Origin of the sequence: Microbispora sitophila (assembly GCF_014892245.1) — a bacterium.
Classification (GTDB): Bacteria; Actinomycetota; Actinomycetes; order Streptosporangiales; family Streptosporangiaceae; genus Microbispora; species Microbispora siamensis.
In genome coordinates, this window is the sequence record NZ_JADBGC010000025.1 from 66,916 (window position 1) to 93,562 (window position 26,647).

20 protein-coding genes are annotated in these 26,647 nt (G+C 70.6%); 15 read left to right on the forward strand and 5 right to left on the reverse strand.

Annotated features, from left to right (window positions below; all coding sequences use genetic code 11):
* Window positions 1–16: 16 nt before the first annotated feature.
* The 13 genes from IL992_RS35625 to IL992_RS35680 all read left to right on the forward strand — a co-directional run bounded on the left by IL992_RS35625 (window position 17) and on the right by IL992_RS35680 (window position 14,312).
* Window positions 17–796: an ATP-binding cassette domain-containing protein gene (locus tag IL992_RS35625; protein WP_226874354.1), complete on the forward strand. Its 780-nt coding sequence runs from the start codon at window positions 17–19 to the stop codon at window positions 794–796.
* The gene (locus IL992_RS35630; protein WP_193207708.1) at window positions 793–1,794 is read left to right on the forward strand and encodes an ABC transporter permease; all 1,002 of its coding nucleotides are present in this window, start codon (window positions 793–795) and stop codon (window positions 1,792–1,794) included. The genes IL992_RS35625 and IL992_RS35630 overlap by 4 nt, the downstream gene beginning before the upstream one ends.
* Complete coding sequence (locus IL992_RS35635; protein WP_193207709.1) at window positions 1,791–2,849, forward strand: phosphotriesterase family protein; 1,059 nt, start codon at window positions 1,791–1,793, stop codon at window positions 2,847–2,849. Before IL992_RS35630 ends, IL992_RS35635 begins: the two co-directional genes overlap by 4 nt.
* Window positions 2,850–2,878: 29 nt before the next feature.
* Entirely contained in the window at window positions 2,879–3,628 is a 750-nt protein-coding gene (locus IL992_RS35640) for a glutamine amidotransferase (protein WP_079314840.1), read from the forward strand.
* A 1-nt stretch (window position 3,629) separates the two neighbouring features.
* Window positions 3,630–4,571, forward strand: coding sequence for a nucleoside hydrolase (locus IL992_RS35645; protein ID WP_193207710.1), 942 nt, complete (start codon window positions 3,630–3,632; stop codon window positions 4,569–4,571).
* A 41-nt stretch (window positions 4,572–4,612) separates the two neighbouring features.
* Window positions 4,613–5,554: a ribokinase gene (locus IL992_RS35650; protein ID WP_193207711.1), complete on the forward strand. Its 942-nt coding sequence runs from the start codon at window positions 4,613–4,615 to the stop codon at window positions 5,552–5,554.
* A 160-nt stretch (window positions 5,555–5,714) separates the two neighbouring features.
* Window positions 5,715–5,837 (forward strand): hypothetical protein, encoded by a 123-nt coding sequence (locus IL992_RS47955; protein ID WP_264295159.1) that lies wholly within the window; start codon window positions 5,715–5,717, stop codon window positions 5,835–5,837.
* Window positions 5,838–6,258: 421 nt separating this feature from the next.
* Window positions 6,259–6,651: a hypothetical protein gene (locus IL992_RS35655; RefSeq protein ID WP_193207712.1), complete on the forward strand. Its 393-nt coding sequence runs from the start codon at window positions 6,259–6,261 to the stop codon at window positions 6,649–6,651.
* Between the two features lie 341 nt (window positions 6,652–6,992).
* Complete coding sequence (locus IL992_RS35660; protein WP_193207713.1) at window positions 6,993–7,310, forward strand: hypothetical protein; 318 nt, start codon at window positions 6,993–6,995, stop codon at window positions 7,308–7,310.
* A 357-nt stretch (window positions 7,311–7,667) separates the two neighbouring features.
* Window positions 7,668–11,375, forward strand: a complete 3,708-nt coding sequence (locus IL992_RS35665; RefSeq protein ID WP_193207714.1) for an nSTAND1 domain-containing NTPase — start codon at window positions 7,668–7,670, stop codon at window positions 11,373–11,375.
* Between the two features lie 347 nt (window positions 11,376–11,722).
* On the forward strand, window positions 11,723–12,916 hold the full coding sequence (locus tag IL992_RS35670; protein WP_226874355.1) for a YVTN family beta-propeller repeat protein: 1,194 nt from the start codon (window positions 11,723–11,725) through the stop codon (window positions 12,914–12,916).
* 124 nt (window positions 12,917–13,040) lie between these two features.
* Window positions 13,041–13,511, forward strand: coding sequence for a lamin tail domain-containing protein (locus IL992_RS35675; RefSeq protein WP_193207715.1), 471 nt, complete (start codon window positions 13,041–13,043; stop codon window positions 13,509–13,511).
* Window positions 13,512–13,829: 318 nt separating this feature from the next.
* Window positions 13,830–14,312 carry a hypothetical protein gene (locus IL992_RS35680; protein WP_193207716.1) on the forward strand — a complete coding sequence of 161 codons (483 nt, stop codon included), beginning with the start codon at window positions 13,830–13,832 and terminating at the stop codon, window positions 14,310–14,312.
* Between the two features lie 170 nt (window positions 14,313–14,482).
* On the opposite strand, the gene IL992_RS35685 is transcribed toward IL992_RS35680, so the two are convergent.
* Genes IL992_RS35685 through IL992_RS35700 form a run of 4 tightly spaced genes read right to left on the reverse strand, consistent with a single transcriptional unit; the run spans window position 14,483 to window position 20,027 of the window.
* Window positions 14,483–16,279: an alpha-amylase family glycosyl hydrolase gene (locus IL992_RS35685; protein WP_193207717.1), complete on the reverse strand. Its 1,797-nt coding sequence runs from the start codon at window positions 16,277–16,279 to the stop codon at window positions 14,483–14,485.
* A gap of 3 nt (window positions 16,280–16,282) precedes the next feature.
* The gene (locus IL992_RS35690; protein ID WP_193207718.1) at window positions 16,283–17,116 is read right to left on the reverse strand and encodes a sugar ABC transporter permease; all 834 of its coding nucleotides are present in this window, start codon (window positions 17,114–17,116) and stop codon (window positions 16,283–16,285) included.
* Window positions 17,116–18,759 carry an ABC transporter permease subunit gene (locus IL992_RS35695; protein WP_193207719.1) on the reverse strand — a complete coding sequence of 548 codons (1,644 nt, stop codon included), beginning with the start codon at window positions 18,757–18,759 and terminating at the stop codon, window positions 17,116–17,118. The genes IL992_RS35690 and IL992_RS35695 overlap by 1 nt, the downstream gene beginning before the upstream one ends.
* Window positions 18,756–20,027, reverse strand: coding sequence for a sugar ABC transporter substrate-binding protein (locus IL992_RS35700; RefSeq protein ID WP_193207720.1), 1,272 nt, complete (start codon window positions 20,025–20,027; stop codon window positions 18,756–18,758). The genes IL992_RS35695 and IL992_RS35700 overlap by 4 nt, the downstream gene beginning before the upstream one ends.
* Window positions 20,028–20,195: 168 nt before the next feature.
* On the opposite strand from IL992_RS35700, the gene IL992_RS35705 reads away from it, so the two are divergent.
* The gene (locus IL992_RS35705; RefSeq protein WP_193207721.1) at window positions 20,196–21,203 is read left to right on the forward strand and encodes a LacI family DNA-binding transcriptional regulator; all 1,008 of its coding nucleotides are present in this window, start codon (window positions 20,196–20,198) and stop codon (window positions 21,201–21,203) included.
* An 86-nt stretch (window positions 21,204–21,289) separates the two neighbouring features.
* Here the strand turns inward: IL992_RS35705 and IL992_RS35710 are convergent, their stop codons facing one another.
* Window positions 21,290–25,651 carry a carbohydrate binding domain-containing protein gene (locus IL992_RS35710; protein ID WP_193207722.1) on the reverse strand — a complete coding sequence of 1,454 codons (4,362 nt, stop codon included), beginning with the start codon at window positions 25,649–25,651 and terminating at the stop codon, window positions 21,290–21,292.
* A gap of 482 nt (window positions 25,652–26,133) precedes the next feature.
* Here IL992_RS35710 and IL992_RS35715 point away from each other — a divergent pair, with 482 nt between their 5' ends.
* The gene (locus tag IL992_RS35715) at window positions 26,134–26,547 is read left to right on the forward strand and encodes a YchJ family protein (RefSeq protein ID WP_319019038.1); all 414 of its coding nucleotides are present in this window, start codon (window positions 26,134–26,136) and stop codon (window positions 26,545–26,547) included.
* Window positions 26,548–26,647: the final 100 nt, after the last annotated feature.

Sequence of the window (26,647 nt, forward strand, 5' to 3'; positions counted from 1 at the left end):
CGGCGAAGGGACTCGCATGACGGACCAAGAGGCGGGTCGCGTTGATCGAGTGGTCATGCGCGACATCCGCAAGCGCTACGGAATGGTCGACGCGCTGCGCGGCGTGACGCTGCGCGTCGGCCCGGGAGAGGTGGTGGGGCTCGTCGGCGACAACGCGGCCGGCAAGTCCACCCTGATGAAGGTGCTGGCCGGCGCCGTCGTGCCGGACTCCGGCGAGATCGTCTTCGACGGCCGGCCGGTCGCCTTCGCCAACCCCAGGGACGCCCGCGAGCTGGGCATCGAGATGGTCTACCAGGACCTCGCGCTCTGCGACGACATCGACGTGGCCGGGAACCTGTTCCTCGGCAGGGAGCCGCGCAAGGCCGGCGGGATGATGCTGGACGTCCGCAAGATGCACGCGGACGCCCGTCGCCACCTTGACGCCCTGAACATCCGGATCCCGCTGACGGACATCCCCGTCGGAGGGCTGTCCGGCGGCCAGCGGCAGGCGGTCGCCATCGCCCGGGCGGTGACCTTCGGGCCCAAGCTGCTCATCCTCGACGAGCCGACGGCGGCGCTCGCCGTCGCCGAGGTCGAGACCGTCCTCGAACTGATCAAGACGGTCTCGTCCCAGGGCGTCTCGGTGATCCTCATCACGCACCGTCTGCAGGACCTTTTCCGGGTCTGCGACCGGCTGTGCGTCATGTACGAGGGCACGCTCAGGGCCGACCTGGACGCCCAGAACACGAGCCTCGAACGGCTCGTGTCCGAGATCGTCGCCCACGACGAGGGAGAGAAGGAGGGGAGGCGACGGTGACCGTCACCAGCCAGCGGGTCGTCACCACCAGGTCGGCCCGGGCCAACGCCCACATCGGCCGGCACGCGCAGACGATCGCGATCGCGGTCGTGCTGGTGGTCCTACTGATCTTCTTCGCGTTCTCCGCCGACCGGTTCGCCACGACGGGCAACCTGCTCAACCTGTTGCGGCAGATCGCCCCCACGCTGGTCGTCGCGACCGCGATGACCTTCGTGATCAGCACCTCCGGCATCGACCTGTCGGTCGGCTCCACGGTCGCGCTGTCCGGGTCGCTGCTCGCGATCGTGCTGCAGCACGGGTGGAACCCCACCCTCGCCCTGGTCGCGATCCTCGCGCTCGGCGCGCTGATCGGGTTCGTGAACGGATGGTTCTCCTCCTACCAGAACATCCCGCCGTTCATCGTCACGCTCGCGATGCTGTCGATCATGCGGGGTACGGCGCTGCGCGCCACCGAGGGCTACTCGACCCCCATCGACGGCGACCTCTGGATCGTCCAGATCGGCCAGGGCCGCATCGCCGGGGTGCCCGTCCCCGCCATCCTCGCCGTGATCGTCGCGCTCGTCGGCTGGCTCGTCCTCACCCGGACGCCGTTCGGCCGCTACGTCATCGGCCTCGGCTCCAACGGCGAGTCGCTGCGCCGCACCGGTGTGAACACGCGGAAGGTCGGGCTGACCGTCTACGTGCTCACCGGCCTGGCGGCCGCGGTCGCGGGCGTGCTGATCGCCACCCGCCTCAGCTCCGGCTCGTCCAACGCCGGCAGCGGCTTCGAACTGGAGGTCATCACGGCCGTCGTGCTCGGCGGCACCAGCCTCTTCGGCGGCCGGGCGAGCATGCTCGGCACGATCCTCGGCGCGCTCACGCTCGGCGTGATCGCCAACGGCCTGGTGCTGCTGCACGTCTCGCCGTTCTACGTGCAGATCGTCCAGGGCGGCATCCTGCTGCTGGCCATCTTCGCCAACAGCAAGGTGTGGGCGAAGTTCGGAGCGATCCGGAAATGACGTCCGCAGCCCGGCCTCCGGCCGTGACGACCGTGCTCGGCCCGGTGTCCCCCGACGACCTCGGGATCACGCTCTGCCACGAGCACCTGCGCAACGACGGCGCCCGCGCCTGGCACCCCGCGCCCGAGGGCGACGCCGAGGGCGAGCTGATCGCCCGCGACCCCGTGCGGATGGAGTTCCTCGGCAGGCTCCGCCACGACCCGTACCTCTCCCGGGACAACGTGTCGCTGGACGACACGGGGACCGCGATCGAGGAGGTGCGCAGGTTCGCCGAGCGCGGCGGGCGCACGCTGCTCGAGGTGACCCCCGAGGGGATCGGGCGGGCGCCCGCCGAGCTGGTCGCGATCGCCCGCGCCACCGGGCTGAACGTCGTCATGGGCTGCGGTTTCTACCTGGAGAAGACCCATCCGGCCCGGGTCCGCTCGATGACCGCGGCGGACGTCGCCGACGAGATCGAGCGCGACCTGACCGAGGGTGTGGACGGAGTCCGCGCCGGCGTGATCGGCGAGATCGGCGTCTCGCCGGACTTCACCGCCGAGGAGGAGAAGGTGCTGCGCGGCGCGGCCCGGGCGCAGGCCCGCACCGGCGTGCCGCTCTCGGTCCACCTCCCCGGCTGGGTGCGGCACGGCCACCGTGTGCTCGACGTCATCGCCGAGGAGGGCGGCCTGCTCGCCGGCACCGTGCTCTCGCACCTCAACCCCAGCGGGGCGGACCGCGACTACCAGGTGTCCCTCGCACTGCGCGGCGCCTACCTCGGCTACGACATGTGCGGCATGGACTACCTCTACCCGGGCGAGGGCCAGTCCCCGTGCGACGAGGAGAACGCCGCCGCGGTGGCGTGGCTGGTCCGCGCCGGGCTCGGGCCCCGGGTGCTGCTCTCCCAGGACGTGTTCCTGAAGACCATGCTCGTCCGCTACGGCGGCACCGGCTACGCCCACATCCTCACCCGTTTCGTCCCGCGCCTGCACCGGCACGGGCTGACCGCCGACGACACCACCCGGCTGCTCGCGGACAACCCGCGCGAACTCTTCCTCGCCGCCGCGCGCGGCCACTGATCACACACAAACAGAAGGAGACGATTTCCATGACCCGCGTGCTGGTCGCCGGCGAATCGTGGGTGAGCCAGTCGACCCACTACAAGGGCTTCGACGCGTTCACCACGACCACCTACCACACCGGAATCGATCCGCTGCGGGACGTTCTGGTGGCCGACGGCATCGAGGTCGACCACCTGCCCGCGCACGACGTGCCCGCGTTGTTCCCCGGCACGCCCGAGGCGCTGGCCGCCTACGACGTGATCGTGCTCTCCGACATCGGGGCCAACAGCATCCTGCTGCACCCGGCCACCTGGCTGGCCAGCGAGAAGACGGTCAACCGGATCGACCTGCTGGCCGACTGGGTGGAGCAGGGCGGCGGCCTCGCCATGGCCGGCGGCTACCTGAGCTTCCAGGGCTTCGAGGCGAAGGCCGCCTTCGCCGGCACGGCGGTCGAACGGGTGCTCCCCGCCCGGATCTCCCGTTACGACGACCGCGTCGAGACCCCGCAGGGCGTGCCCGGCCTGCTCGCCGACGACGCGCACCCCATCGTGGCCGGACTTCCCGCCCAGTGGCCCGACCTGCTCGGTTACAACCGGTTCGCACTGCCCGAGGACGCGACGCTGCTCGCGACCGTCGGCGGCGACCCCCTGCTCGCCGTACGGCAGGCAGGGGCGGGCCGCACGCTCGCCTGGGCCTCCGACATCGCGCCGCACTGGTGCCCGGACGAGTTCGTCTCCTGGGACGGCTACCGCACCCTGTTCACGCGGGCGGTCCGCTGGCTCGCGAAGGAGATCTGACATGCCGATCCCGGTGATCCTCGACTGCGACCCCGGGCACGACGACGCCATGGCCATCCTGCTCGCGGTGGCCCATCCGGCGATCGACCTGCGCGCGGTCGCGACGGTCGCGGGGAACCAGACGGTGGAGAAGACCGCGCTCAACGCGCGGCGGATGCTGAGCCTGGCCGGCGTCACCGATGTGCCGGTCGCCGCCGGCTGCGACCGCCCGCTCGCGGCGCCGCTGGAGATCGGCGACTACGTGCACGGGGAGAGCGGCCTGGACGGCCCGGCGTTCGGGGAGCCGAGCGTCCCGCTCGACCCCCGCCACGGTGTGGACCTCATCCACGACACGCTGGCGGCCGCCGCCGAGCCGGTGACCGTGGTGGCCATCGGCCCGCTGACGAACATCGCCACGCTGCTCCGCCGTCACCCGGAGGACCGCGAGCGGATCAGGGAAGTCGTGATCATGGGTGGCTCCACGGATCGCGGCAACCACACGCCGTACGCGGAGTTCAACGTGTACGCCGATCCGGAGGCGGCGGCGGAGGTGCTCGGCAGCGGCGTGCGGACGACGTGGGTCGGGCTCAACGTCAGCCACCAGGCGCTGGTGACCGCCGACGTGCTCGCCAGGATCGAGGCGCTCGGCACCCCGCTCGCCCGCGTCTGCGTGGAACTGCTCACGTTCTTCGGGTCCACCTACCACGAGACGTGGGGGTTCCCCGCGCCGCCGCTGCACGACCCGATCACGGTGGCGTACCTGATCGATCCCGAGGTCCTGACGTATGAGCGGGTGGGCCTGCGGATCGAGCTGGACGGCCGGCACACCCGGGGAGCGACCGTGGCCGACCTGCACCGTCGCATGGACTGGAAGCCCAACGCGAACGTCGGGATCGGGCTGGACCGCGACCGGTTCTGGGATCTCATGATCGGCGCGATCGAGACGCTCGGCCGGGCCTCCTGAGCGTCGCCGTAGCACCAACAGCCTGAAACAGGAGGAACGTCATGGAACCGAAAGGTGTCGTCGTCGTCGGGAGCATCTCCGCGGATGTCACCGCCTTCACCCGCCGCCTCCCGCGCCGGGGAGAGACCGTGCTCGGCGACGACGTCACCTTGGTCCTCGGGGGGAAGGGCGCGAACCAGGCGGTCGCCGCCGCCCGCGCGGGAGCGCCCACCTGGCTGGTCGGCTGCGTCGGCACGGATCCGTTCGGCGAGATCGTCTCGTCGGCGCTGCGCTCCCACGGCGTGGCGCTGACGGAGGTACGCTCCGTCGGCAACCGTACGGGCGTCGCGCACATCAGGGTGGACGCGTCGGGCGAGAACGACATCGTCATGACCCCTCTCGCCAACGCCGACCTCAGCGCCGAGATGGTGGACGAGAGCATCCGGGCCGTGCGCGACAGGGCGAGCGTGCTCCTCCTCCAGCTCGAGATCCCCGCCGAGGTCGCCTGCCACGCGGCCGAGGCCGGTGCGCGGGCCGGCCTGACCGTGGTGCTCGACCCCGCGCCCGCGCAGCCGCTGCCCGAGCGGGTCTGGCCGCACGTCGCCGTCGTCACCCCCAACGAGAGCGAGGCCGCCGCGCTGACCGGAGTGGAGGTCGTCGACGTCGCGTCCGCCGAGCAGGCCGCCGCCTGGTTCCTCGACCGCGGCGTGGGGCACGCGCTCATCACGCTCGGATCGGCCGGCGCCCTGTCGGTCACCCCCGAGCGCACCCGGCACTTCCCCGCCTACCCCGTCACCCCCGTGGACACCACCGCCGCGGGCGACGCCTTCACCGGCTCCCTGGGCGCGGCCCTCGCGGCGGGCCTCGACACCGCCACGGCCATCCGGCGCGGGATGGCCGCAGGAGCCCTGGCGACCACGCTGCCCGGCGCCAGCCCCTCGCTGCCCGACCGCAAGGCGGTGGACGAACTGCTCGACGCCGTGGCCGAGGGAGCCGCCCGCTGAGGCGCCCCGGTCTCGAGAGCCGGCGGCGGCAGGTGTCCGCTGTCGGTGGGCGCCGCTACCGTGTCGCCCCGTCTCGTGGAAACCGCGTCTGCGGAGATCGCGTTGGTGGTGGGCCGCCGCTCTGACGGCGGCGCTGGCCGGGGCCGCGTACGTCCTCTCCTTGCAGAAGGGGGCCCTCTACTTTGGGATCGACGCCGCCTACGCCTTCTGCCCGGGCTGGGAGGCCGCAATGGGGGCGGGCGCGGCACGGTGGACGGTCTTCGACTGGGTGCCTCTGCTCTGATACGCCGGTCTGCCCGGCGTCGTCGTCGCGTTCCTCGCTCACTGGATCTGTGTACGGGTCCGGCGCCCACGCGTCGGCACGGTCGTCGCGCGGGTCCAGGCGGCGCTCGTGCTGCTCGTCTACGGCACCGCCCCGCTCGCTTTCGCGGTGGACGTGGCCATCGACCGAGACTGTCTCGGGATGTGGAGCGTGGCCGATGATCCGATGTTCTTCCTGAACACCGACATCGCGCCCACGCTGGCCGCGCTGTGCGTGCTGGCGGCCGTCCTGGCTCCCCGTCACCGGATCCGCCGGCTGGCCGCCTCCCGCCGCTTCCGGAGGGGTACGGCCGGTATGGCGATGGCGCGGGATGCCGTGCGTATCGGGGCCGCGTGGAGGACGCCTACCTCATCGCGCCCATCTGCCCCGCGCCGCCGCCGACGTGCAGGCGAGGCTGGACGCCGAGGATGCCGCCTTCCGGGCCGAGGAGGCGAGGAACCAGCGGGTCTGCGACGCGTCACGGCACCGGCCCCGGATCACGCCCGTGCGGGTGGCCCGCGACCGCACCTGGACCGACTACGGCGTGCTGGAGGCCTACGAGTACGACGAATCGACGGCGCAGCCGCCGGGGGAGGACGACCTGCTGCGGGAGGCACAGAAGAACGGCCTGGTGGCCGCCGGGCCGGGACACCTGATCATCCTCAGCCACTCGGACTTCGACATCTGCCTCACCGTGGAGACGTACCGGCGGCGGCCACCGCAACCCGGGCACGGCCCGGCCGTCGGTCGCACACCGCAGAAGCCCCCGGTAGCGATTTTTTGTTTGGGCCTCTGAACAGGGCTGCCGAACAATCACGCGCCACATAGATCTGGGTCTCGTAGTCCAGCGGGCGGCGGTGGGAGCTTCACCCCTTCCACTCGCGTCCGAGGCGATCATGCCGGCGGCGGCCTGCGGCCGGCGAGACGAGAGGAGTGGCAACAAGCATGCGCAAGTCAGAAAACCTGGGGCTGGCCCTGGCCATGAGCGCCGCCGTCATCACTCTGTCCACTGCCGCGCCGGCTCATGCGGCGCCTACGGCCTCAACGGGGGCGGCATCGGTTGCAGTGGGCTCCTCGGCGGCCCTGGACGTCCAGGGCGAGAGGGCAGCGGCGGCCCGCCGCCAGGACGGATGCCACATGACCGGGGCGAAATCCTACGTCTGTGTCAACGTCAAGAGGAGTGGCAAGTACATCAAGGAGGCCTGGGTCAACAGGGGCAATGCCGGCCAGATCTGCGACTACAGGGGCACCGTGACCGTGTACGACGGCCGGGGCAGGATCCTCTACCAGAAGCGCAGCCGCAACCACCCGGGGTGTTCCTACCTGCGGGCCTCGGTCGGCGGCACCGTGAAGAGGAGCTTCCCCTCGGGTCGCAAGGTGTGTGGTTCCTGGTGGCAGGGCGGCAGCGTCAACGGCAGGTGGGAGCGGGTGGGCACCGCCTGCGTCAAGATGTAGCTCCGACGCTCCGGCGACGGCTCGGACCGCTCGTGACGTGCCGGGGACACAGCGCGCGAGGAGGCGGTCACGAACGAAGAGCGCGGGACCACGGTGTTCACGTGGTCCCGCGGTCCCTGCCGGGCGGCGGCGGGTGTCCCCGGGCCGCCGTCGCCCGGTGGGCGTCCCCTGGTCGCCGCCGGAGACGCGGTCTCCGCCGTGCCAGGTCCCCTCGGGCGGCCGTGCTGAGAACGGGACCTCCCGGCTGTCGCGGACTGCGTTTGTGGAAGTTTCTTGACATAGGTAGTTTCATTCCTTGAGCGATCTTCGTCGTCCAGCGAGTGGAGCGCCTGAACAGTGGGTCGTAGAGAAAGACCGGTGGACCCTGCGGAGGGACCTGTTCAGGGCTTCGCCCACGCACTACGGAAACTGCGCCAGGAGGCCGGTGGGATCACCTATCGCGCCATGGCGAAACGCGTGGGCTATTCGGTCACCACCCTGTCGCAGGCGGCGGCCGGCGAACGCCTGGCCTCGCTGCCGGTCGTCCTCGCCTACGTGGAAGCGTGCGGCGGCGACCTGGCGGAATGGGAGACCCGCTGGCGGGACGTGGCCGCGGAACTGGCGCGTGAGATGAGGGAAGACGACGAGGCCGAGGCTCCGTACCCGGGACTGGCCTCCTACGACGTGCGGGACGCCGCCCGTTTCTTCGGACGCGAACGGCTTGTCCGCATGGTGCTCGACCTGCTGGAACGGCATCGCTTCGCGGCGGTTTTCGGGCCGTCGGGCAGTGGCAAATCGTCCCTGCTGCGGGCAGGGGTGGTGCCCGCCCTGCGGGCGTCGCCGCCAGGGCCGCCGCCCGAGATATCCGTCATCACCCCGGGCGACCACCCCATGCGCCATGCCGACCGGCTGCTTCCGCGCGAGTCCGGGGAATCGCTCGTAGTGGTGGATCAGTTCGAGGAGGTGTTCTCCCTCTGTCACGACCGGCGTGAGCGTGCGGAGTTCCTGGACCTGCTGCTGAGCTCACGACGTCCGGAGAGCGCGCTCCGGGTGGTCGCGGCCGTCCGGGCGGATTTCTACGGGCGCTGCGCGGAGCATCGCGAACTCGCCGAATCCCTGCGCGAGGCCGGTCTGCTGGTCGGCGCGATGACCAGGGACGAACTGCGAGAGGCGATCGTACGGCCGGCCATGGCCGAAGGCCTCGTGGTCGAACGCGCGTTGACGGCCGCGATCGTCGCGGACGTCGCCGACGAGCCCGGGGCGCTGCCGCTGATGTCGCACGCGTTGCGGGAGACCTGGCGGCGCCGCCGGGGCAAGACGCTGACGCTCGAGGCCTACGAGAGCGCCGGCAGGGTGCAGGGGGCCATCAGTCACACCGCGGAGGAGCTCTACGCCCGCCTCTCTCCGGCCCAGGCCAGGAGCGCGCGGCGCGTGCTGCTCAGGCTGATCAACCCCGGCGAGCTGACCGAGGACACCCGCCGTCCGGTTTCCCGCGCCGAGCTGGATCCCCTGGGCGACCCCGACACGGGGCTCGTCATCGAGTTGCTGGCCGGGGCCCGCCTGCTGACGCTTCACCAGGACGCCGTGGAGCTCACGCATGAGGCACTCATCGGGTCCTGGCCCCGGCTGCGCGGCTGGGTCGACGAGGGCCGCGATCGCCTGCGCGCACATCGGCAGCTGACCCAGGCCGCCGCGGTCTGGGCCGAGCACGCCCGTGATGCCGGCGCGCTGTACCGGGGCGCGCGCCTGACCGTCGCGGAGAACCTGTTCGCCGACGAACACCGAGACGATCTCACGCCCCTGGAGCGCGACTTCCTCTTGGCCGGCGCCGCCCGCGCCCGTCGTGCCTCCCGCCTGCGCGCCGGTGTCGCCGCGGCTCTCGCCGCGCTGCTGGTCGTCGCCGTCGCCGCCTCGATCGGCGCCGTACGGCAGGCCGGCCTCGCCGAGCGGCGCCTGGAGGAGACGACGGCCCGACTGGTGGCGCAACGTGCCGCCGCCTCGCGTCCGGACGATCCCGTCCTGGCCCGCCGGCTGAGCCTCGCGGCCTGGCGGATCTCCCGCGTATCGGAGGCCAAGGGGAAACTGCTCGACTCGATGTCGAGCCCGATGTCCGACTCGTTCACCGACCCGTACGGAACGCAAGGGTCGCTGAACGCGCTCAGCTCGGACGGCGCCCGGCTGGCGTCCTACACCGCGGACAGGACAGGCGAGCGGGGCGTCCTGCGGATCCATGATGTCGCGGGGAAGAAGCAGATCGCGGCCGTGCGCTGGGAGAGCCAGGTCACGGGGCTCGCCTTCAGCCCCGACTCGCGAACCATGGCGGTGGCAGACGTGTCCGGAGTATGGCTGTGGCAGGTCCACAGCCCGGCGCGGAGCGGTTCACCACTCATCCCCGAGCCTGAGTCCTTCTCGCCCGACACACTCAAGTTCAGTCCCAGTGGCCGTTTCATCACCGCCGCGTGGGAGAACACCACGGAGACCTGGGACGTCGAGAGGCGCGTCCGGGTGCTGTCGGAGGAGGTCGTCCACATCAGCCCGGATGACCGGCTCGCTCTGGTCATCCCCCGGCAGGCCCGTGACCTGAGCGCCGAAATGACGCCCGGCTCCCCGGACCCCGCCGGTTCATCGCGATCCGCCCGCCGTGTCCAGCTGTGGGATCTCGTCCGGGGCAGACGTGTCGACGCACCCTGGTTGCCGGCCCGCGCGAGCACCGGCGTGTTCAGTCCGGACGGCCGGCTGCTCGCCCTGGCCACCGACGAGAAGGGCGTGGTGCTGTTCGACCTCGCGACCGGCAAGGCCTCAGGGCGGCCCCTGGATTTCCCCGCCGAGTGGCTGGAGTTCAGCGTCGACGGCCGTTTCCTCGCCGCGCACATGGATGGGAAGGTGAGCCTGTGGAGTGTGCGCGATCGCATGCGCTGGGTGAGCGTGTCGCCTCCGCCCACGGGCCCCGGCCTGCTTTACGGGCTCTCCCGCGACGGGCGCCTCCTGCGGGTGGCGGACCGGTTCGGGACGGTGCAGACCTACGACCTGTCCGCCCACACCGCGCCCGGCACGCTCGCTCCGGGGACGGAGGAACGGCGGTTCAGCCCGGACGGCCGTTTGATCGCGGTGGCGACCGGCAAGCGGGACGGCTGGAAGGTCTGGATCTGGGACGTCGCCACCAGGAAACGTCTCGGCGCCGCCATGGCGGACGATCCTCCCGAGAACGCTAGTCTGGAGCCGGGGGGGTATGAGCCGGTTTTCAGCCCGGACGGGCGTACGGTGGCCCTCGCACACCCGATCTCGAAAGTGGTGACGTTGTGGGACGTCGCGAAGAACGCCCGCATCGGCGCCTTCGAAATGAGGGCGCGGGCGGCGAGGGGGGTGCACACCCTGGTCTTCTCTCCCGACGGACGGACCATCGCACTCACCCCCCACTGGCCGGGAGGCCGGGACGGCGCCGCGGAACTCGAACTGTGGGACGTGGCCACCCGGACATGGCGCAGGACCATCCGGATGGAAATCTCGAACGTGGGCTTCCTGCCCGATGGGCGGCTGGCCCTGGAAGGATCCACCGACCCGCGCCGACCGCTCGAAGCCGGCGGGGTGCTCATGGACCCCGTCACGGGGAAGGCGTCGGCATGGGAGACCGACCCGCGCGCCCAGGGGGAGGTGCTCTTCGCGGAGAACGCGGCCGTGACCGGTGACGCCTCCGGCCGGGTGACCTTCTGGAAAGCCGGGTTGCGCGAGCGGCTGGCCCCGCCGCGGATCGCGCACGCCTCGTCCGTGACGGCTCTCGTGCCCTACCCGCCCGGCGGCATGTTCGCGTCCGTCTCCGACGACGACATCGGTCTGTGGGAGTGGCGCGGGCACCGGCAGCTCGGTTCCGGCATCGAACTCACTTCCGACCTCGTTCCCATCGTGGCGTTCAACCGAACCGCGCTGCTCGTCTCCTATCCCGACGGCAGGCTGCTGGAGATCACGGTCGACCCGGACGTGGCCGCCGAAGCGATCTGCGCCGAAAACGGCGCTCTGTCCCCTGCCCAGTGGCGTATCCACATCCCGGAACTGCCGTACATGGACACCTGTGCCGTACGCGGCGGGTGAATTTGATCCTCCCGGGCACGTGGGCCGCACGACGACCGCCGGATGGAGACATCGAGGCCGCTGATGCCGCTCTGCGCGACTGCGCCGCAGAGGCGGCCGTGGTCGTCCATTACGAATCATCTCCTCGCCGGTCCGCCGTGCCCCGAACGTAGGTCCCGGGACGACAAGGCGTCGAGTGCGGAGCACCGGCCGTGAAAAAGCAGGTAAAGCCGCTCTCGGGCCGCACCCGGCGGGCGTTAGCGTCTCGCCGACCCGCCGCTCGCGCCGCTCCCGCGCGCGTACGCGGCCGGTCGTCGTGATCGTACGAGGGCCGGCCGGGCACAGCCCGGCGCGACGAAGGGGCAGGCGTGAGACGAGCGCGTGGGACCGGTGCTGTGACCGTGGTGCTGATGATCCTCGGAGGATTCGCCCTTGCCGGCTGTGCGGCGAAGCCGCCCGCGCCGCGTGCCGAGTCACCGGGGGCCGTGCGGTCGCGGGTCGCGAGCGCCCCACCGGCGTCCGTTTCGCCGGCGCCGTCCGCGCCGGTCGAGGCGAAGGGCCGGGATCAGGTCGACATCTACGCGGCCGACCGGCCGGGGATGCTCAGCCCCGTCGTCAGGGGCTTCCGCTCTCTCGTGTACGTGCCCAACAGCGAGAGCGGCACCGTCGACGTCATCGACCCGGAGACGTACCGGATCGTGCGGCACTTCACGGTCGGGGCGCTGCCCCAGCACGTCGTGCCGTCCTGGGACCTCAAGACGCTGTGGGTGAACAACAACCAGGGCAACTCCCTGACCCCCATCGACCCCCGCACCGGCAAGCCCGGCCGCCCGGTGCCGGTGGAGGACCCGTACAACCTGTACTTCTCGCCCGACGGCAAGTACGCGCTGGTGATGGCGGAGCGGAACAACCAGCTCGACCTGCGCGACCCGCACAGCATGAAGCTGCTGCGCTCGCTGTCGCTGCCCTGCCGGGGCATCAACCACGGCGACTTCACCGCCGACGGCTCCGTGTTCCTCGCGAGCTGCGAGTTCAGCGGTGACCTGGTCGTGCTCGACTGGCGTACGCCGAGCGTGATCCGGCACATCCACCTGGGCCACATGAGCATGCCGCAGGACGTGAAGCTGTCGCCCGACGGCACCGTCTTCTACGTCGCCGACATGGAGCGGCACGGGGTGTGGCTGGTGGACGCGGCGACGTACAAGGTCATGCGGTTCATGCCGACCGGCCGGGGCGCGCACGGCCTCTACGTCAGCCGTGACTCGCGCCGTCTGTACGTGTCCAACCGGGGCGAGGGATCGGTGTCGGTCGTGTCGTTCCGGAAGCGGAAGGTGGTGGACGTCTGGCGGATCCCCGGCGGCGGCTCACCCGACATGGGCGGCGTGTCGGCCGACGGCACGAAGCTGTGGCTCAGCGGCCGCTACCACGGCGTCGTCTACGTCTTCGACACCCGGGACGGCAGGGTCGTCCGCACCATACCCGTCGGCGCGGGGCCGCACGGGCTGTGTGTGTATCCGCAGCCGGGCCGCTACTCACTCGGCCACACCGGCATCTTCCGGTGACGCACTGATCTCTTTCGCAGGACGCCCTATCGGATGCCGAACCGATACGGGAATGGCGAATCGGTATCAAAGGTCATCAATATGATCGATACCGATCACGTCCCCCCGTTCCAGGAGCATCCCTGTGCGTACCCGATCCCTGCTGGCAGCCGCAGCGGTGGCCGCCGGCGTGGTCGACGCGTCCCAGCCCGCCTACGCGGCGGGCCCGGCCGTACGAATCACCAAGATCTACTACGACTCGCCCGGCTCGCCGGACTTCGGCGCGAACAGCAGCCTGAACGGCGAGTACGTGCAGATCAAGAACACGACGAAGAAGGCCGTCAGCCTCAAGGGCTGGACCGTCCGCGACGACACGAAGCGATCGGACCACGTCTACACGTTCGGCGCGTTCACTCTCGGAGCCGGGAAGACGGTCACCCTGCGGACCGGCCGGGGGAAGGACACCTCCACCACCCTCTACTGGGGCAGGAGCGGGGGAACGTTCGCGTACATCTGGAACCAGACCAAGGACAAGGCGTACCTGCGGAACGCCTCCGGCGCGCTGGTCGACTCCTGCGCGTACAACTCGTCGCGGCAGGACTACAAGATCTGCTGACCGCGACCGGACCTGTGACCGGCCCCCGGAGAGGTAGCCGCCGGGGGCCGGTTCCGTCCGTCATCTAGACGAGGAGGCGGACAGGTCAACGCGGCAGGGGCTCGGGCGGGATGAAACATTCAGCGGTCACGTCGGGATTTAGACCGGCTTCGCCGTCCTCTCTGTCCTGGTTGTGGCGAACCGCTGTTCCGAAGGTCCCCGGGGCGCGTCGTTTAACGCCCGACCGGATCGAGACCCTCGATCGCCGCACTGGATCGGTTCGCGAGTGTGGCAATAACCTCCGGGCACTCGGCACTCCTGCAACGGATGAGGTGTGAATTGACCGCACGCTCGCGAGGACGTCGCCTGTCGACGTCGATCGCCGCCGCCATCGCGGCGATGGCCGCCGCGCTCCTGCCGCTCAGCCCCGCGCACGCGGCGTACGGCGCGGACCAGCCGGTCTACCTGCAGTTGGTGAGCAACGACGGCAACGCGACGCAGCTGGCCCTCCTGGACGGCACGGTGGCGTTCGACGACGGCAACACGAAGTACCGCTACTCGCTGCGGCTGTGCTGGCAGCACGCCTACCCCGCGCCCTACTTCCTGATCAACGTCAACGGCACGAGCTCGTCCTGGCCGACCCAGACCGGCACCACGTCCTATGCCGGGTGCCAGCAAGCATTCCTGTACAGCGGCGAGGTGAACTTCGGCAGCACCGTCCGCAACGTCCGCTTCGACGTGACCGGCGGGTGGTTCGGCAGCAACGGCCAGTACCAGACCCGCACCAAGAGCACCGGCACCTACGACAACCCCTACAACTGAGCACGGCACTCCGCCCCGGCAGCGGGCGGTAGCGGCTGAGGCCCGCGTCGCCGGCGGCGCGAATGGCTGAACGGCGAGGTCTCCGGCAGGCGGCTCCACGAAGGACCGCCGCTGCCGGAGACCTCGTCGCCGTTTCGGCGCCGAGCCGAGCGGCCGACGGGCGTCGATTCCTATCCGAGTCGCCACACGTGGAAGGCGGGGCCGTCGGCGGGCAGGACGACCGTGCCGTCCGGCCCGGGGACGATCCCGGCCCCGCCGTACATCGGCGTTCCGGCCGTCCCGAGCGGCAGCCGTACGGGCTCGTGGGCCGCGCGGGCGGCGAGCACGAGCAGCCGTTCCCCCGCCCGTTCCCGGACGAAGGCCAGCGCGTCGGCGGAGGCGTGCAGCCAGCGCAGCCCGCCGTGTCGCAGGGCGGGCTCGTCGCGGCGCAGCGCCGCGAGTCGCCGGTAGGCGTCCAGGGTCGCGGTCCGCCACCGATCCGGCCGGTCCCAGGGCATGGGACGGCGGCCGTCCTCGCCCCAGGCGCCCTCCAGCCCGAGCTCGTCCCCGGCGAGGACCATCGGGGCGCCCGGCAGGGTGAACATCAGACCGGCGGCGACCTCCACGAGCGCCTCGTCCCCTCCGCACACCGTACGGATGCGGGCCGTGTCGTGCGAGCTGAGGATCGACCACGAGTGGACGAGGGAGCGCCAGGACGTGCGGGCGGCGAAGGCGCGCATCGTCCGCACGATCCGGTCCGCCCCGAGCCGCGGGATGGGCGCGGGCACGCCGAGGAACGGCAGGCCGACATCCGGCCCGCGCAGCCAGGACCACACCGGCCGGGTGAAACCGGCGTAGTTCATCGTGCCGTGCCAGCCGTCGCCGTCCAGGTCGCCCGACGCGTCGTGCGCGTGCTCGGCGACGAGCAGCGCCTCCGGGTCCTCCTCCGCCGCGGCCCGCCTGATCAGCGCCGCGACCTCCCGGGTGAGGTCGGTCTCCCGCAGCCGCCCGGTCATGTTGGCGACGTCGATCCGCCACCCGTCCAGCCCGAAGCGCAGCCACCTGCGGACGACGGAGTCGGCGTCGCCGGCCATCAGGCGGCGCAGGCGCTCGCCGGTCCAGTTCAGCTTCGGCAGGGAGGCCACGCCCATCCACGCCTCGTAGCCGAGGGCGTCGTCGCCGAAGTGGAACATCTCCCGCTCCGCGGCGTCCTTGTCCCGCGCCGCCGCGACGAACCAGGGGTGGGTGGAGCCGCAGTGGTTCGTCGTGAGGTCGCCGAGGATCCGGATGCCGCGCCGGTGCGCCTCGTCGACCAGCGTCCGGTAGGCGGCGTCGCCGCCCAGCAGCGGATCGACCTCGGTGAACGAGGACGCGTTGTAGCGGTGGTTGGACGGCGCGGGGAAGACCGGCGTCAGATAGAGGGTGTTCATCCCGAGGCCGGTGACGTGGTCGAGTCGCGCCGTCACGCCGTCCAGGTCGCCGCCGAAGACCTGGACGCTCGTGTCCGGGCCCGCGCCGGTGACCGGGTCGTCCCAGCCCGCCGGCACCGCCCACGCCGGGTACGTCCGGTCCGCCCCGGAACGGGCGAAGCGGTCGGGGAAGATCTCGTACACCATCGAGTCGGCCGCCCAAACCGGCGGGGGCGCGTACGAGAGCAGGCGGAAGTCGGCGGAGTCGGGAACGTCGCGGTCGTGCAGACCGGCGGCGTTGAGCCAGCGGTAGCCGCCATCGCCGGTCAGCAGGAAGCGGTAGCGGGTCACCGGGTTGCGCACGGTCACGTCGGCCCGCCACCAGATCTCGTCCGGTGTCTCCCGGTCGACCACCGCCTCGGTGAAGTGCGGCTCGCCGTCCGGCGTCGACCGCACGTGGACCCCTGTCCGGTGGTCCTTGGGGGTGCGGAGGAAAACGGTCACGGTCTCGCCGGGCTCGGGCGCGAGCGTGCTCACGTGGTCGGCGGAGCCGTCGTGGTGGAATCCCCGATCGAGCAACTGTCATCCCTTCACTGCGCCCGCGGTGAGCCCGTGGACGATGTAACGCTGGAGGAACTGGAAGACGGCGACCGTCGGTATCGCGGTGAGCAGGGTGCCGACGGCGAACATGCCGAAGTTGGCGTTGCGCTGGTCGCCCAGCAGGCCGAACAGGCCGACGGCCAGGGTGCGCGCGTCGTCCCCGGTCAGGAAGACGCTCGCGATGAGGAACTCGTTGATGGTGGCGATGAAGACCAGCAGGCCGCTGATCGCCAGCACCGGGGCCGCCAGGGGCAGCACCACCCGGCGGAACGCCTGGGTGTGGCTGCACCCGTCGATGAGCATGGCGTCGTCCAACTCCTTCGGGATCGAGTCGAAGAAGCCCTTGATGAGCCAGGTGTTCACGCCGACCTGTCCGCCGATGTAGAGCAGGACCACGCCCCAGACGCTGTTGAGCCCCAACTCCGGCCAGTTGTCGCCGATCGCGCTGAAGATCACGTACAGCGGCACGATGGCCAGGAACTGCGGGAACGCCTGGATGACGAGAAGGCTCACCAGCCCCGCCCGCCGGCCGGCGAAGCGGAACCTGCTGAAGGCGTACGCCGCCAGCGACGAGACCGCGACGGACAGGGCGGCGGTCAGTCCGGAGACGACCACCGAGTTGCGATACCACGTCCAGAAGGGCGTGGTGGCGAACAGCCTCTCGGCGTTGCCGAACCCCGCCCCGCGCGGGATGAGGGTGGCCGAGTTCAGCGTCCCGATCGGATCGAGCGCGGCGGAGACCACGAAAACGATGGGCAGCACGGCGAAGGCCGTGACGGCGATCGCGGCGACGTGCCGCGCGGCGATGCCGCGCATCAGCTCACCTCCTTGAAGGCCCGGGTACGCCGGAACCCGATGACCGAGATCACGGCGACGATCAGGTAGACGTAGATGGAGATCGCGGAGGCCAGGCCGTACTGCGCGCCCTGCTGGCCGAAGGCGAGCCGGAACGTGTACGTGATGAGCAGGTCGGTCGCCCCGACCGCCGGGTTGTCCGAAGGGAACGGGCCGCCGGCGGTCACCAGGAACACGCCGTTGAAGTTGTTGAAGTTGAACGCGAAGGACGACACCAGCAGCGGCGCGAGCGCGAGGAGCAGGAGCGGCAGGGTGACCTTGCGGAACCGCTGCCAGGCGCTCGCCCCGTCCACCTGCGCCGCCTCCAGGTATTCGGCCGGGATCGTCTGCAGCGCGCCGGTGGCCACCAGGAACATGTACGGGAAGCCCAGCCACAGCTGCACGAGCAGCACCGACGCCCGCGCGGTGAGCGGAGTGCCGAGCCAGTCCACGTCGAGGCCGAGCATCCGGTTGATGAGACCGAAGTCGGTGTTGAACATGTCCCGCCAGACCAGCAGCATCGCGAAGGCGGGCATCGCGTAGGGCAGCACGATCAGGGTGCGGTAGATCCGGACCCCGCGCATGCGGGGGTGATGCAGCACGAGGGCCGCGGCCACCCCGAGCGCGGCGGTCAGCCCGACGACCGCGACGGCGTAGAAGAGGTTCCACGCGAACACGCCGAGGAAGTGCGTGTTGATCTTCGGGTTGGTCGCCGCGGCGGTCAGGTTGGACCAGCCGACGCCGACCTTCCAGCCCTGGGGCAGCGCGGTGCCGTCCGAGGCGAGGAACCTGCCGTGCTCGTCGTCGGCCCGCCAGGTGCGTCCCTCGCCCTTCACACAGTCGCAGCCCGCGGTGTAGGCGAGCGTCGCCCTGCCCTCGTACGCGCGGGTCAGGCCCTGGGCGCGGATCGCCCCGCCGTCCACCGGCACGGCGAGGGAGGCGACCTCGTCCCCGCGGGCGGCGGCCTGGGCCGGCGTCAGGACCGTGTAGCCCTCCGCCGCCGTGACGCGCCCTCCGGGGCCGAGGGTCGCGCCGCCGATCTCGCGCAGCCCGTCCCCGGTCCCGGCGTACGCCCTGCGCCTGGCCGGGTCGGCCAGCAGGAAGACGAGCGCGCCGCCCTTCTCCGCCACCGTCAGCCGGTATTCGGCCGACCCGGCCTCCCGGTGTACGGACGACGCCTCGATCGCGGCGATCGCCTCCTGCTTGGTGCCGAGGTGCCCGTCGCCGACGTTGGTCAGCGCCAGCGACATCGTGTACAGGACCGGAAACACCTGGAACGCGAGCAGCAGCAGTGTCGTGGGCAGCAGATACTTGGCGGGAAGCCGGCGCGGTGACAGGTAGACGTACAGGGCCGCCGCGGTCACCACCGCGACGATCCCGACGCCGATCCAGTTCTCCACGGAGACCAGCGGTGCGGCGGCCCACAGCGCCACGCCGATGATCAGGCCGAGGGCCAGCACCCGGCCCAGCGTCGCGGCCGCGGAGCCTGGCCCGGCGGCGCGCCTTCGGGCCGGGTTCCGCCGGGCCCCGGGCCTGGCGCCTCCGCCCCCGGAGGCGGCGCCGCCGGAGCCGGGGGCGGAGCCGCGCCGGCCGGACCGGAGCCCCGAGCCGTGCGTCACGGTCATCCCGCCTGCCCGAGCTGCTCGGCGATGGCCTTGCCCGCCGCCTTGACCGCCGGCTCGACCGGGTCGCCCTTGACGACGGAGTGGATCAGCGCGTTGAACGGCTGCCACACCGCGACCATCTGCGGGATCGCGGGCAGCGGGACGCCGTCCTTGGCCGCGGCCTCGAACTTGGCGACGTCGGGGTCCTTCGCTGCGGCATACTCCAGCGCGGTCTTGAGCGCGGGCATGCGCGGCTCGGCGTCGAACAGCGCCTTGGCGACCTCGTCGGAGGCGAGCGTGTTGGTCACGAACTCCTGCGCCAGGGCCTTGTTCCTGCCCTTGCTGGCCACGAAGAAGGACTGGACGCCCACGAAGCTGCGGGCCGGGCCGCCGCCCTTGAACGGGGGCACGGGCGTGACGTCGTACTTCATCCCGGCCGTACGGACCTCGGCGAGCCGCCAGGGCCCGGACACCATGAAGGCGGTCTTGCCCTCGGCGAACATGGCGGCCGAGTTGTCGGAGGTGAACGAGCGCTTCAGCGCGCCCGCGCCCTTCTCGCCCAGCGCGGCGATCTTCTCGAACACGGCGACCGAGGCCGGGGTGCCGACGCCGAGGTCGCCCGGGTCGGGGTCGCCGTTGGGCTTGGCGCCGAACAGGTGGCCGCCGCCGGAGGTGTAGAGCGGGTACATGTGGTAGGTGTCGCCCGACTGCCCGTTCTGCTGGCTGACCGGGTAGCCCACGATCTCCTTGACCTTGCCGTCTTCCTTCAGCTTGCGTCCGGTGGCGACGAGCTCGTCGAACGTCTTGGGAGCCTCGGGGGCCAGGTCGGTGTTGCGGTAGAGCGCCAGGTTCTCCACGGCGTACGGCACACCGTAGACCTGGCCGTCGTAGGTCACGGCCTTGCGGGCCACGTCCACGTAGCCGGACAGCTGGTCCGCGGTCATCTGGATCGGGTCGATGAGCCCGTTCTGGACCAGGTTGCCGATCCAGTCGTGCGCGCCGACGAGGACGTCCGGGCCCTTGCCCGCCTGGGAGGCGGTGACGAAGGTCTGCTGCTGGTTCTGCGCGACCACGACGACCTCGGCATTGATCCCGTTCTCCTTGGCGAACGCCTCGGCGAAGGGCTTGAGGGTGTCCGACCGCTTCTGGTCGGCCCAGATGGTGAGAGTGGCCGACGAGGCGGCCTGCCCTGCCGGTGACGCGTTTCCGGACGTCTCGCCGCCCGCGGTGCCGCCGCCGCAGGCCGTCAGCGTGAGGCAGGCGGCCAGCGCGAGAAAAGATCTGCGCACAGGATCGCTCCAGGTGAGAGGGGCCGTAGCCCGAAAGACAGGGGGGTAACCGCGCGGCGTGGCCCGAAGTTAACAGCGGGTTTCCGCACCTGGAAGACGTTGCAGAAAATTGCTGCTTTGTTTCAAGATGCCTTGCGGCGTTCCAGCGACTGATCGGAAACAGCGACGATGGCAGCACGGCTCGACGAGATCGCCAGGCAGGCGGGAGTGAGCAAGGCGACGGTCTCGCGGGTGCTCAACGAGCGCCCGGGGGTCAGCGTGCGAGCCCGCACGGCCGTCATGGCGGCGATAGAGGCGCTCGGCTACGAGCGGCCGAGCACCATGCGCCCGCGCAGCTTCGGGCTCGTCGGGCTCATCGTTCCCGAGCTGCAGAATCCGATCTTCCCCCTGTACGCCGAGGTCATCGAGACCAACCTCGCCAGGCACGGGTTCACGGCCATGCTCGGCACGATGACCCCGGAGGGTTCGGGGGAGGACGAATACGTCGGCATGCTGCTCGACCGCAAGGTCTCCGGCATCGTCTTCGTCTCCGGCCTGCACGCCGACACCAGGATCGACCGCTCCCGCTACGACGACCTGGCCCGGCAGCGGGTGCCCTTCGTGCTGGTCAACGGGCGGGTGCCCGGTCTCGGTGTGCCGTCCCTGTCGTCCGACGACGCCCTGGCCGCGCGGCTCGCCGTACAGCACCTGGCGGGGCTGGGGCACCGCCGCATCGGGTTCCTGAGCGGGCCGGAGCGCTACTCCACCGTGCAGCGGCGGCTGGCGGGCTTCCGCCTCGCCGTGCGGCGGCTCACCGGGCCCGGCGCCGCCGACCTGGTCGAGCTGGCCTCCTTCGACGTCGCGGGCGGCCAGTCCGCCGCGGCCCGCTTGCTCGAAAGGGGCGCGACCGCGCTGGTGTGCGGCAGCGACCTGATGGCCCTCGGCGCGATCCGGGCGGCCCGCCGCCGGGGCCTGCGCGTCCCGGAGGACGTCTCTGTCGTGGGGGCCGACGACTCGCTGCTGATGTCGTTCACCGACCCCGCCCTCACGACGGTGCGCCAGCCGGTGCTCGCCATCGGCGCGGCCGCCGCGCGGGCGCTGGCCGACCAGGTCAAGGGACGCGGCGACGGCGGCGGCGAGCGTCTCTTCGACCCCGAGCTGGTCATCCGCGACTCCACCGGGCCCTGCCGTCCGTAGCGAGGGCGCCTCCTGTCGTTCACCGAGCGTCGCGCGCCGGGGCGGAGAGCTCCGCGCTCCCCGCCCCGGCGCTTCCCGAGGACTGCCTACTTGAGGTACGGCCCGTCGGTGCCGATCTTGCCCGGTGCCGGGTTGCCGGGCAGGTCGAGCACGTAGGCGCGCATGTCGCCCTTGCGGTTCAGGTCGATCGACAGGGTCTGGTTGGTGACGGTCTTCCTGTCTCCGGTGACCGCGTCCACGTACGTCCCGTTGGGGATGCCGGTGAAAGTGGCGCCGGAGGAGACGGTCACCAGGACGAAGCTGTCGGTGGATCCGCTGGTGTAGCGGCGCTTGTAGGCGATCTCGCCGCTCACGCCCTCGGTGGAGTACTGCCCCATCTGGAGCGCCGGGATCGCCCCGCGGATCTGGTTGAGCCGCTGCAGGTGCCTGACCAGCGGCTGGCTCAGCGTCGTCGCGACCGGGCCGGACGCGCCGGAGACCACGCCGTAATCACCGGCGGTGACGGTGCCCTCGATCTTGTCGCCGTAGTAGGCGCGGCCGGTGGTGGCGAGCGGACAGGTGGGCCCGCAGTCGATCTGCTTGCCCTTCTGGAACTCGATCTCCGATCCGTAGTAGAGGGTGGGGATGCCGCGGAAGGTCCACATCAGGCTCATGTTCTCCGCCCACGCGTCGGTGCCGCCGCTGTATCGGTAGCCCGACTTGTTGGGCCCGTAGTCATGGGAGTCGACGTAGACGGCGTTGTAGGTGGCGTCGTTGACGCTGTCGTCGGAGTCCTTGCCGTTGTTGTAGGCGTTGCGCGCGTCGGAGAAGTTCATGTGCATGCGCATGTCGATGATGTTCATGCCGGAGAACTTCGAGTGGTCGGGCGCGTGGTAGGTGTTGCCGTTCAGGAACGCGTTGGTGCTGGTGGGCTGGTTGCCCGTGCCGAGCTGCTCCTCGTAGTCGTACTGCTCGATCGCGGCCTTCTCGTCGTCGGCGCTGTAGTCCTTGCGCTCCTTCCAGGTGTAGAACTGCGCGGAGTGGTTGACCGAGCCGCGGTTCCACTTGTCGTTGACGAACGCGGCGACCTCGCCGAAGACGTAGAAGTCCCTGGCCTTGTCCTCGCCGAACTTCTCCTTGACGTGGTCGTAGATCGCCGGAAGGAAGCGGCGGTTCCAGGTGACGCGGGGGATGTGGATGGCCGTGTCGACGCGGAAGCCGTCGACGCCCATGTCGATGAACCGGTTGTAGGCGTCGATGAGGTACTTCTGCACCTCGGCGTTCTCGGTGTCGAAGTCGGCCAGGTCCTCGTGCAGCCAGCAGCTGCGCGAGTCCTCGCCCTCCCAGTTGCCGATCCAGCACTGGTGGTAGTACTTCGCCGGGAACATCCCGGAGGTCGGGCTCGGCCACTGGCAGTTGTAGATGGTGTATCCCTCGGGGCTGCGAGAGCCGGTCGGCTGCCCCCAGTCGCGGCAGGTGTTGCCCGCCGGCTCCTCGGTCGACCACAGGTCGCCGTTGTACGGCCGGCCCTTGGCCATCTGGTTCTGCGCGGCCGTCATGCCGGGGTCGTCGCCCTGGTGCTCGGCCATCGGGTCGTACTCGCGGCCCGGCTCCTTGGCGCTGTACATCCACTTCCACTGCTCGTCGCGCACGCCGTACACCGTGGGGACGAACAGTCCCTTGGCGCCCCAGCGCGAGCTGTGGTTGTAGACGACGTCCTGGTAGATCTTCAGGCCCTTGGCGTGCGCCTTGTTGATCAGGTCCTGGTAGGTGTGTCCGGGCGTCTCCAGGCGGGTGTCCACCCGGTAGAAGTCCCAGCCGTGGTAGCCGTGGTAGTCGTAGTCGGACCGGTTGAGCACGACCGGGGTGATCCAGATCGCGGAGAAGCCGAGGGCCTTGATGTAGTCGAGCTTCTCGATGAGGCCCTTGAAGTCGCCGCGGAACATCGGGTCGTTGTTCGCCGCGTTGCCGGAGCGGACGTTCTGGCTTCCGCCCCTGTCGTTGGAGGTGTCGCCGTCGTAGAACCGCGCGGTCATGACGAAGTAGATGGAGTCCTTGCGCGGATCGCCGCCGAGCGGGGTGCCCTGGGTGGCCGGTGGCGGCCCGTCGCCGGTCGTGACCGAGACGGTGTCGGTGTAGGCGGATCTGTTGCCCGCGGCGTCAAGCGCCCGCACCTTGTAGGCGTAGGTCGTCTTGGCGTCCAGCCCGGACTCCTTGTGGGACGTGCCGGAGGCCGAGCGGACGACGGGGGTCTCCTCACCCTTGGCCCGGCTGATCTCGTAACCGCTGACGCCCACGTTGTCGGTCGACGCCGTCCAGGTGAGCGAGACGGTCGTGCCCGAGGCGGTCGCGGCCAGGCCCGTTGGCACGCTGGGCGCGGTCGTGTCCGTCGGCTCGGGCGCGCAGGGCTCCGGGGCGTTGGCGCGTACGACACCGTCCTTGACCGTGGTGGTGCCGGTGCCGATGGCGTAGTCGGCGCCGTTGTTGTTGTCCCAGGTGCCCGAGCCGTTGTTGAAGGCGGCCTTCAGCCCGGTCGCGCTGCCGAGGTCGATCGTCTTCTTCGCCCAGTCGGCGCAGGTCTCCTCGTCCATGTCGACACCCGGGACCGTCGTCCACGAGCCGCCGGCGGGCTGATAGTGGATCTTCACGGAGCTCCAGCCCCTGGTCTTCTTGTAGTAGAAGACGGTCGCCTTGCCTCCGCCCGAAGGTGAGGGGGAAGGGGACGGCGAGGCCGTCGCACAGGGGTCGGTGGCGCCGGCGGTCACCACCCCGTTCTGGACGGTGGTGGTGCCGGTGCCGATGGTGTAGTTCTTGCCGCCGTTGTTGTCCCACGTGCCCGAGCCGTTGTTGAAGGTGACCTGGAAGCTGGTGGCCGTGCCGAGGTCGACGGTCTTCTTCTTCCAGCCGGTGCAGGCGGTGTCCATGGCCACGCCGGGGACGGTGGTCCAGGTGCCGTTGATCCCGTAGTGGATGTCGGCGGTGCTCCAGCTCGTCTTGTAGTAGACGGTGGCGGTTTTGTCGCCGGTCAGCGTCGTCGTGGGTGAGGGCGAGGCCGTCGTGCCGGCGCGGATGGCGACGGCGCTCTTGGCCGGGACGGTGACCGTCGCCGCCCCGCCGGAGTTCACCGTCACCGAGCCGCCGCCGGCCACGTTCGGGTACGTCCCGGCGGGCAGACCGGTGGTGAAGGTGCGAGTGACGCTGCTGTTCTCGTTGTTGATCGCCACCCAGCCCTTGCCGCCGCGGCTGAAGGCGATCAGGTTGCCGCCGTTGTCGGTCCAGTTGCCGACCGAGGCGCCCTGGACGACGTTGTAGAAGCCGACCATGCCGGTCATCTCGCGGTCGAAGCAGGTCCACCGGCCGTTGGAGCAGTCGGTGTCGGTGACGAACCCGCCGTTGGCCGACGGCGGGCCGCCGTCCTTGTCGCTCCAGGTGAAGGAGGAGTAGACGCTGGGCTTGCCGTACGGCCAGGCCAGCATGAAGACATTGGCCAGCTTGTAGGTGGCGCCGTACTTGTAGTTGAGGGTGGCGTCGCCCGCGGAGGCGTCCTTGCGTTCGGTGTCGTGGTTGTCGACGAACACCATGGCCTTGTCGCTGCCCACCGACAGGCCCCAGCTCTGGCCGAAGCTCTGCAGCCACTTGATCTGGCCGGTGAACTGCTCCTTGAGCTTGCGACCGTAGACGAACTCGTCCACGTCGCCGACGCCGGTGTACTGGCTCGGCTGGACCGCCTCGTTGGCGCCGTAGATGACCTCCTGGTGGATGTACGGCGCGCCCTTGAGCCTCGACTTGATCGCCGCGAGGTCGCCGGGGCCGATGTGCTTGGCCGCGTCGATGCGGAAGCCGTCCACGCCCAGGTCGGTCAGCTTGTTCATGTACGCGGCGATCTGGTCGCGCACGTAGTCGGAGCCGGTGTTGAGGTCGGCCAGGCCCACGAGCTCGCAGTTCTGCACCCGCCAGGCGTCGTTGCCGTAGTCGGCGTCGTTGATGCCGCAGGTGGGGGAGTGGAAGTCCCAGGAGGAGTAGAGGCCGGGGTAGTCGTACTTGCTGAAGCCGTAGCCGCCGTAGCTGGTGGCGCCCTGCCCGGTCATGTGGTTGATGACCGTGTCAACCTGGACCTTCACGCCCGCGGCGTGACAGGCGCCGACCATGTTCCTGAAGGCGGTCTCGTCGCCGAACTTGCTCGTCAGCACGTATCGAGCGGGCTGGTAGACGTCCCACCACACCGAGCCGCCCTTGGACATCGAGTCGGCGGGCGGGGACACCTGCACCGACCCGTATCCGGCCGGGCCGAGGACCTCGGTGCACTCCTTGGCCACCGACTTCCAGTTCCAGTTCCACAGATTGGCGGTCACGCCGGGGCCGGCCGCGGCGCCGGCGGCGGTTTCGGTGAGCGCGGGCAGCGCCACCGCGGTGCCGGTCGCCGTGGCCGCGGTCAGCGCGCCCACGACGATGGCTTTGTACAGTCTCATAGAGCGGGTCTCCTGGACATGAGATCGGGATCCCGTGACGCGGGCCGGGTGGCGTCAACACCCGGCCCGCTTCCATGTGGAACGCCTGCTCGCAGGCGTACGAATGCTGCGGGTTCGCAGAGGGTTTTCCGGGCGGTCGCGGACAGGGGCGGACCGACGGCCGGAGCCGGCGGAGGGCCGGACGTCACGCGGGAGCCGGACACGGACGAGGCGGGGCGGCGCCCTCGCGCCGCGAGGAGAGGGGCACACCATCGGGGCCTCCGTCAGGTTTCCCAGGTGTTGCCTGGAAGTTACTCACCGGACTCGAGACGTGCAATACCTTGCAGCAAGTTTCAGAAATATTGTTCGGTGTTGTCCCGGAAGGAATGCGTGTTCGTGTGATTCGGACAGTCCGGAATGCCCTTGGGGGACGCCCGTGCGGTCTGTGCGAGGGACTGGGGACGGCGGAGCGAGCGCTCGGCCGGGAGCGATAGCCTCGCGGGGTGAGCCGTACCTCTCGTTCCCGCCGTGCGCCGCGCGCCGGCGAGCCCTGTCCCTGTGGCCTGCCGGCCGTCTACGGCGACTGCTGCGGCCGGTTCCACGCGGGACAGGCCGCGCCGACGGCCGAGGCGCTGATGCGCTCGCGTTTCTCCGCGTTCGCCGTCGAGGACGAGGCGTACCTGCTGCGGACCTGGCACCCCTCCACCCGTCCGGCCCGGGTCGAGTTCGAGCAGGGCATGCGGTGGACCGGGCTGGAGATCGAGGCGGTCACCGGCGGGAGCCCGATCCACACGGACGGCACCGTCACCTTCCGCGCCCGGTACGCCTATGGGGGACAGCCCGGCGAGATGCGTGAGCAGAGCCGCTTCGTCCGTCACGAAGGCGCCTGGGTCTATCTCGACGCCATCGGCGGCTGAGCCCGCGAAGCCAGACGCGGCGCAAATGTTTGTCATTCCGGATTTATGCCGATAGTGGCATTTGAAGGCATAAACGCGTGATGTTCGGTCGGAAGGCATA

Bases quoted from the DNA above. Each gene is read 5' to 3' on its own strand.
- IL992_RS35645 (WP_193207710.1), top strand. From the start codon at position 3,630: ATGCCGATCCCGGTGATCCTCGACTGCGACCCCGGGCACGACGACGCC.
- IL992_RS35710 (WP_193207722.1), bottom strand. From the start codon at position 25,651: ATGAGACTGTACAAAGCCATCGTCGTGGGCGCGCTGACCGCGGCCACG.
- IL992_RS35640 (WP_079314840.1), top strand. From the start codon at position 2,879: ATGACCCGCGTGCTGGTCGCCGGCGAATCGTGGGTGAGCCAGTCGACC.
- IL992_RS35690 (WP_193207718.1), bottom strand. From the start codon at position 17,116: ATGCGCGGCATCGCCGCGCGGCACGTCGCCGCGATCGCCGTCACGGCC.
- IL992_RS35660 (WP_193207713.1), top strand. From the start codon at position 6,993: ATGACCGGGGCGAAATCCTACGTCTGTGTCAACGTCAAGAGGAGTGGC.
- IL992_RS35650 (WP_193207711.1), top strand. From the start codon at position 4,613: ATGGAACCGAAAGGTGTCGTCGTCGTCGGGAGCATCTCCGCGGATGTC.
- IL992_RS35695 (WP_193207719.1), bottom strand. From the start codon at position 18,759: ATGACCGTGACGCACGGCTCGGGGCTCCGGTCCGGCCGGCGCGGCTCC.
- IL992_RS35625 (WP_226874354.1), top strand. From the start codon at position 17: ATGACGGACCAAGAGGCGGGTCGCGTTGATCGAGTGGTCATGCGCGAC.
- IL992_RS35705 (WP_193207721.1), top strand. From the start codon at position 20,196: ATGGCAGCACGGCTCGACGAGATCGCCAGGCAGGCGGGAGTGAGCAAG.
- IL992_RS35635 (WP_193207709.1), top strand. From the start codon at position 1,791: ATGACGTCCGCAGCCCGGCCTCCGGCCGTGACGACCGTGCTCGGCCCG.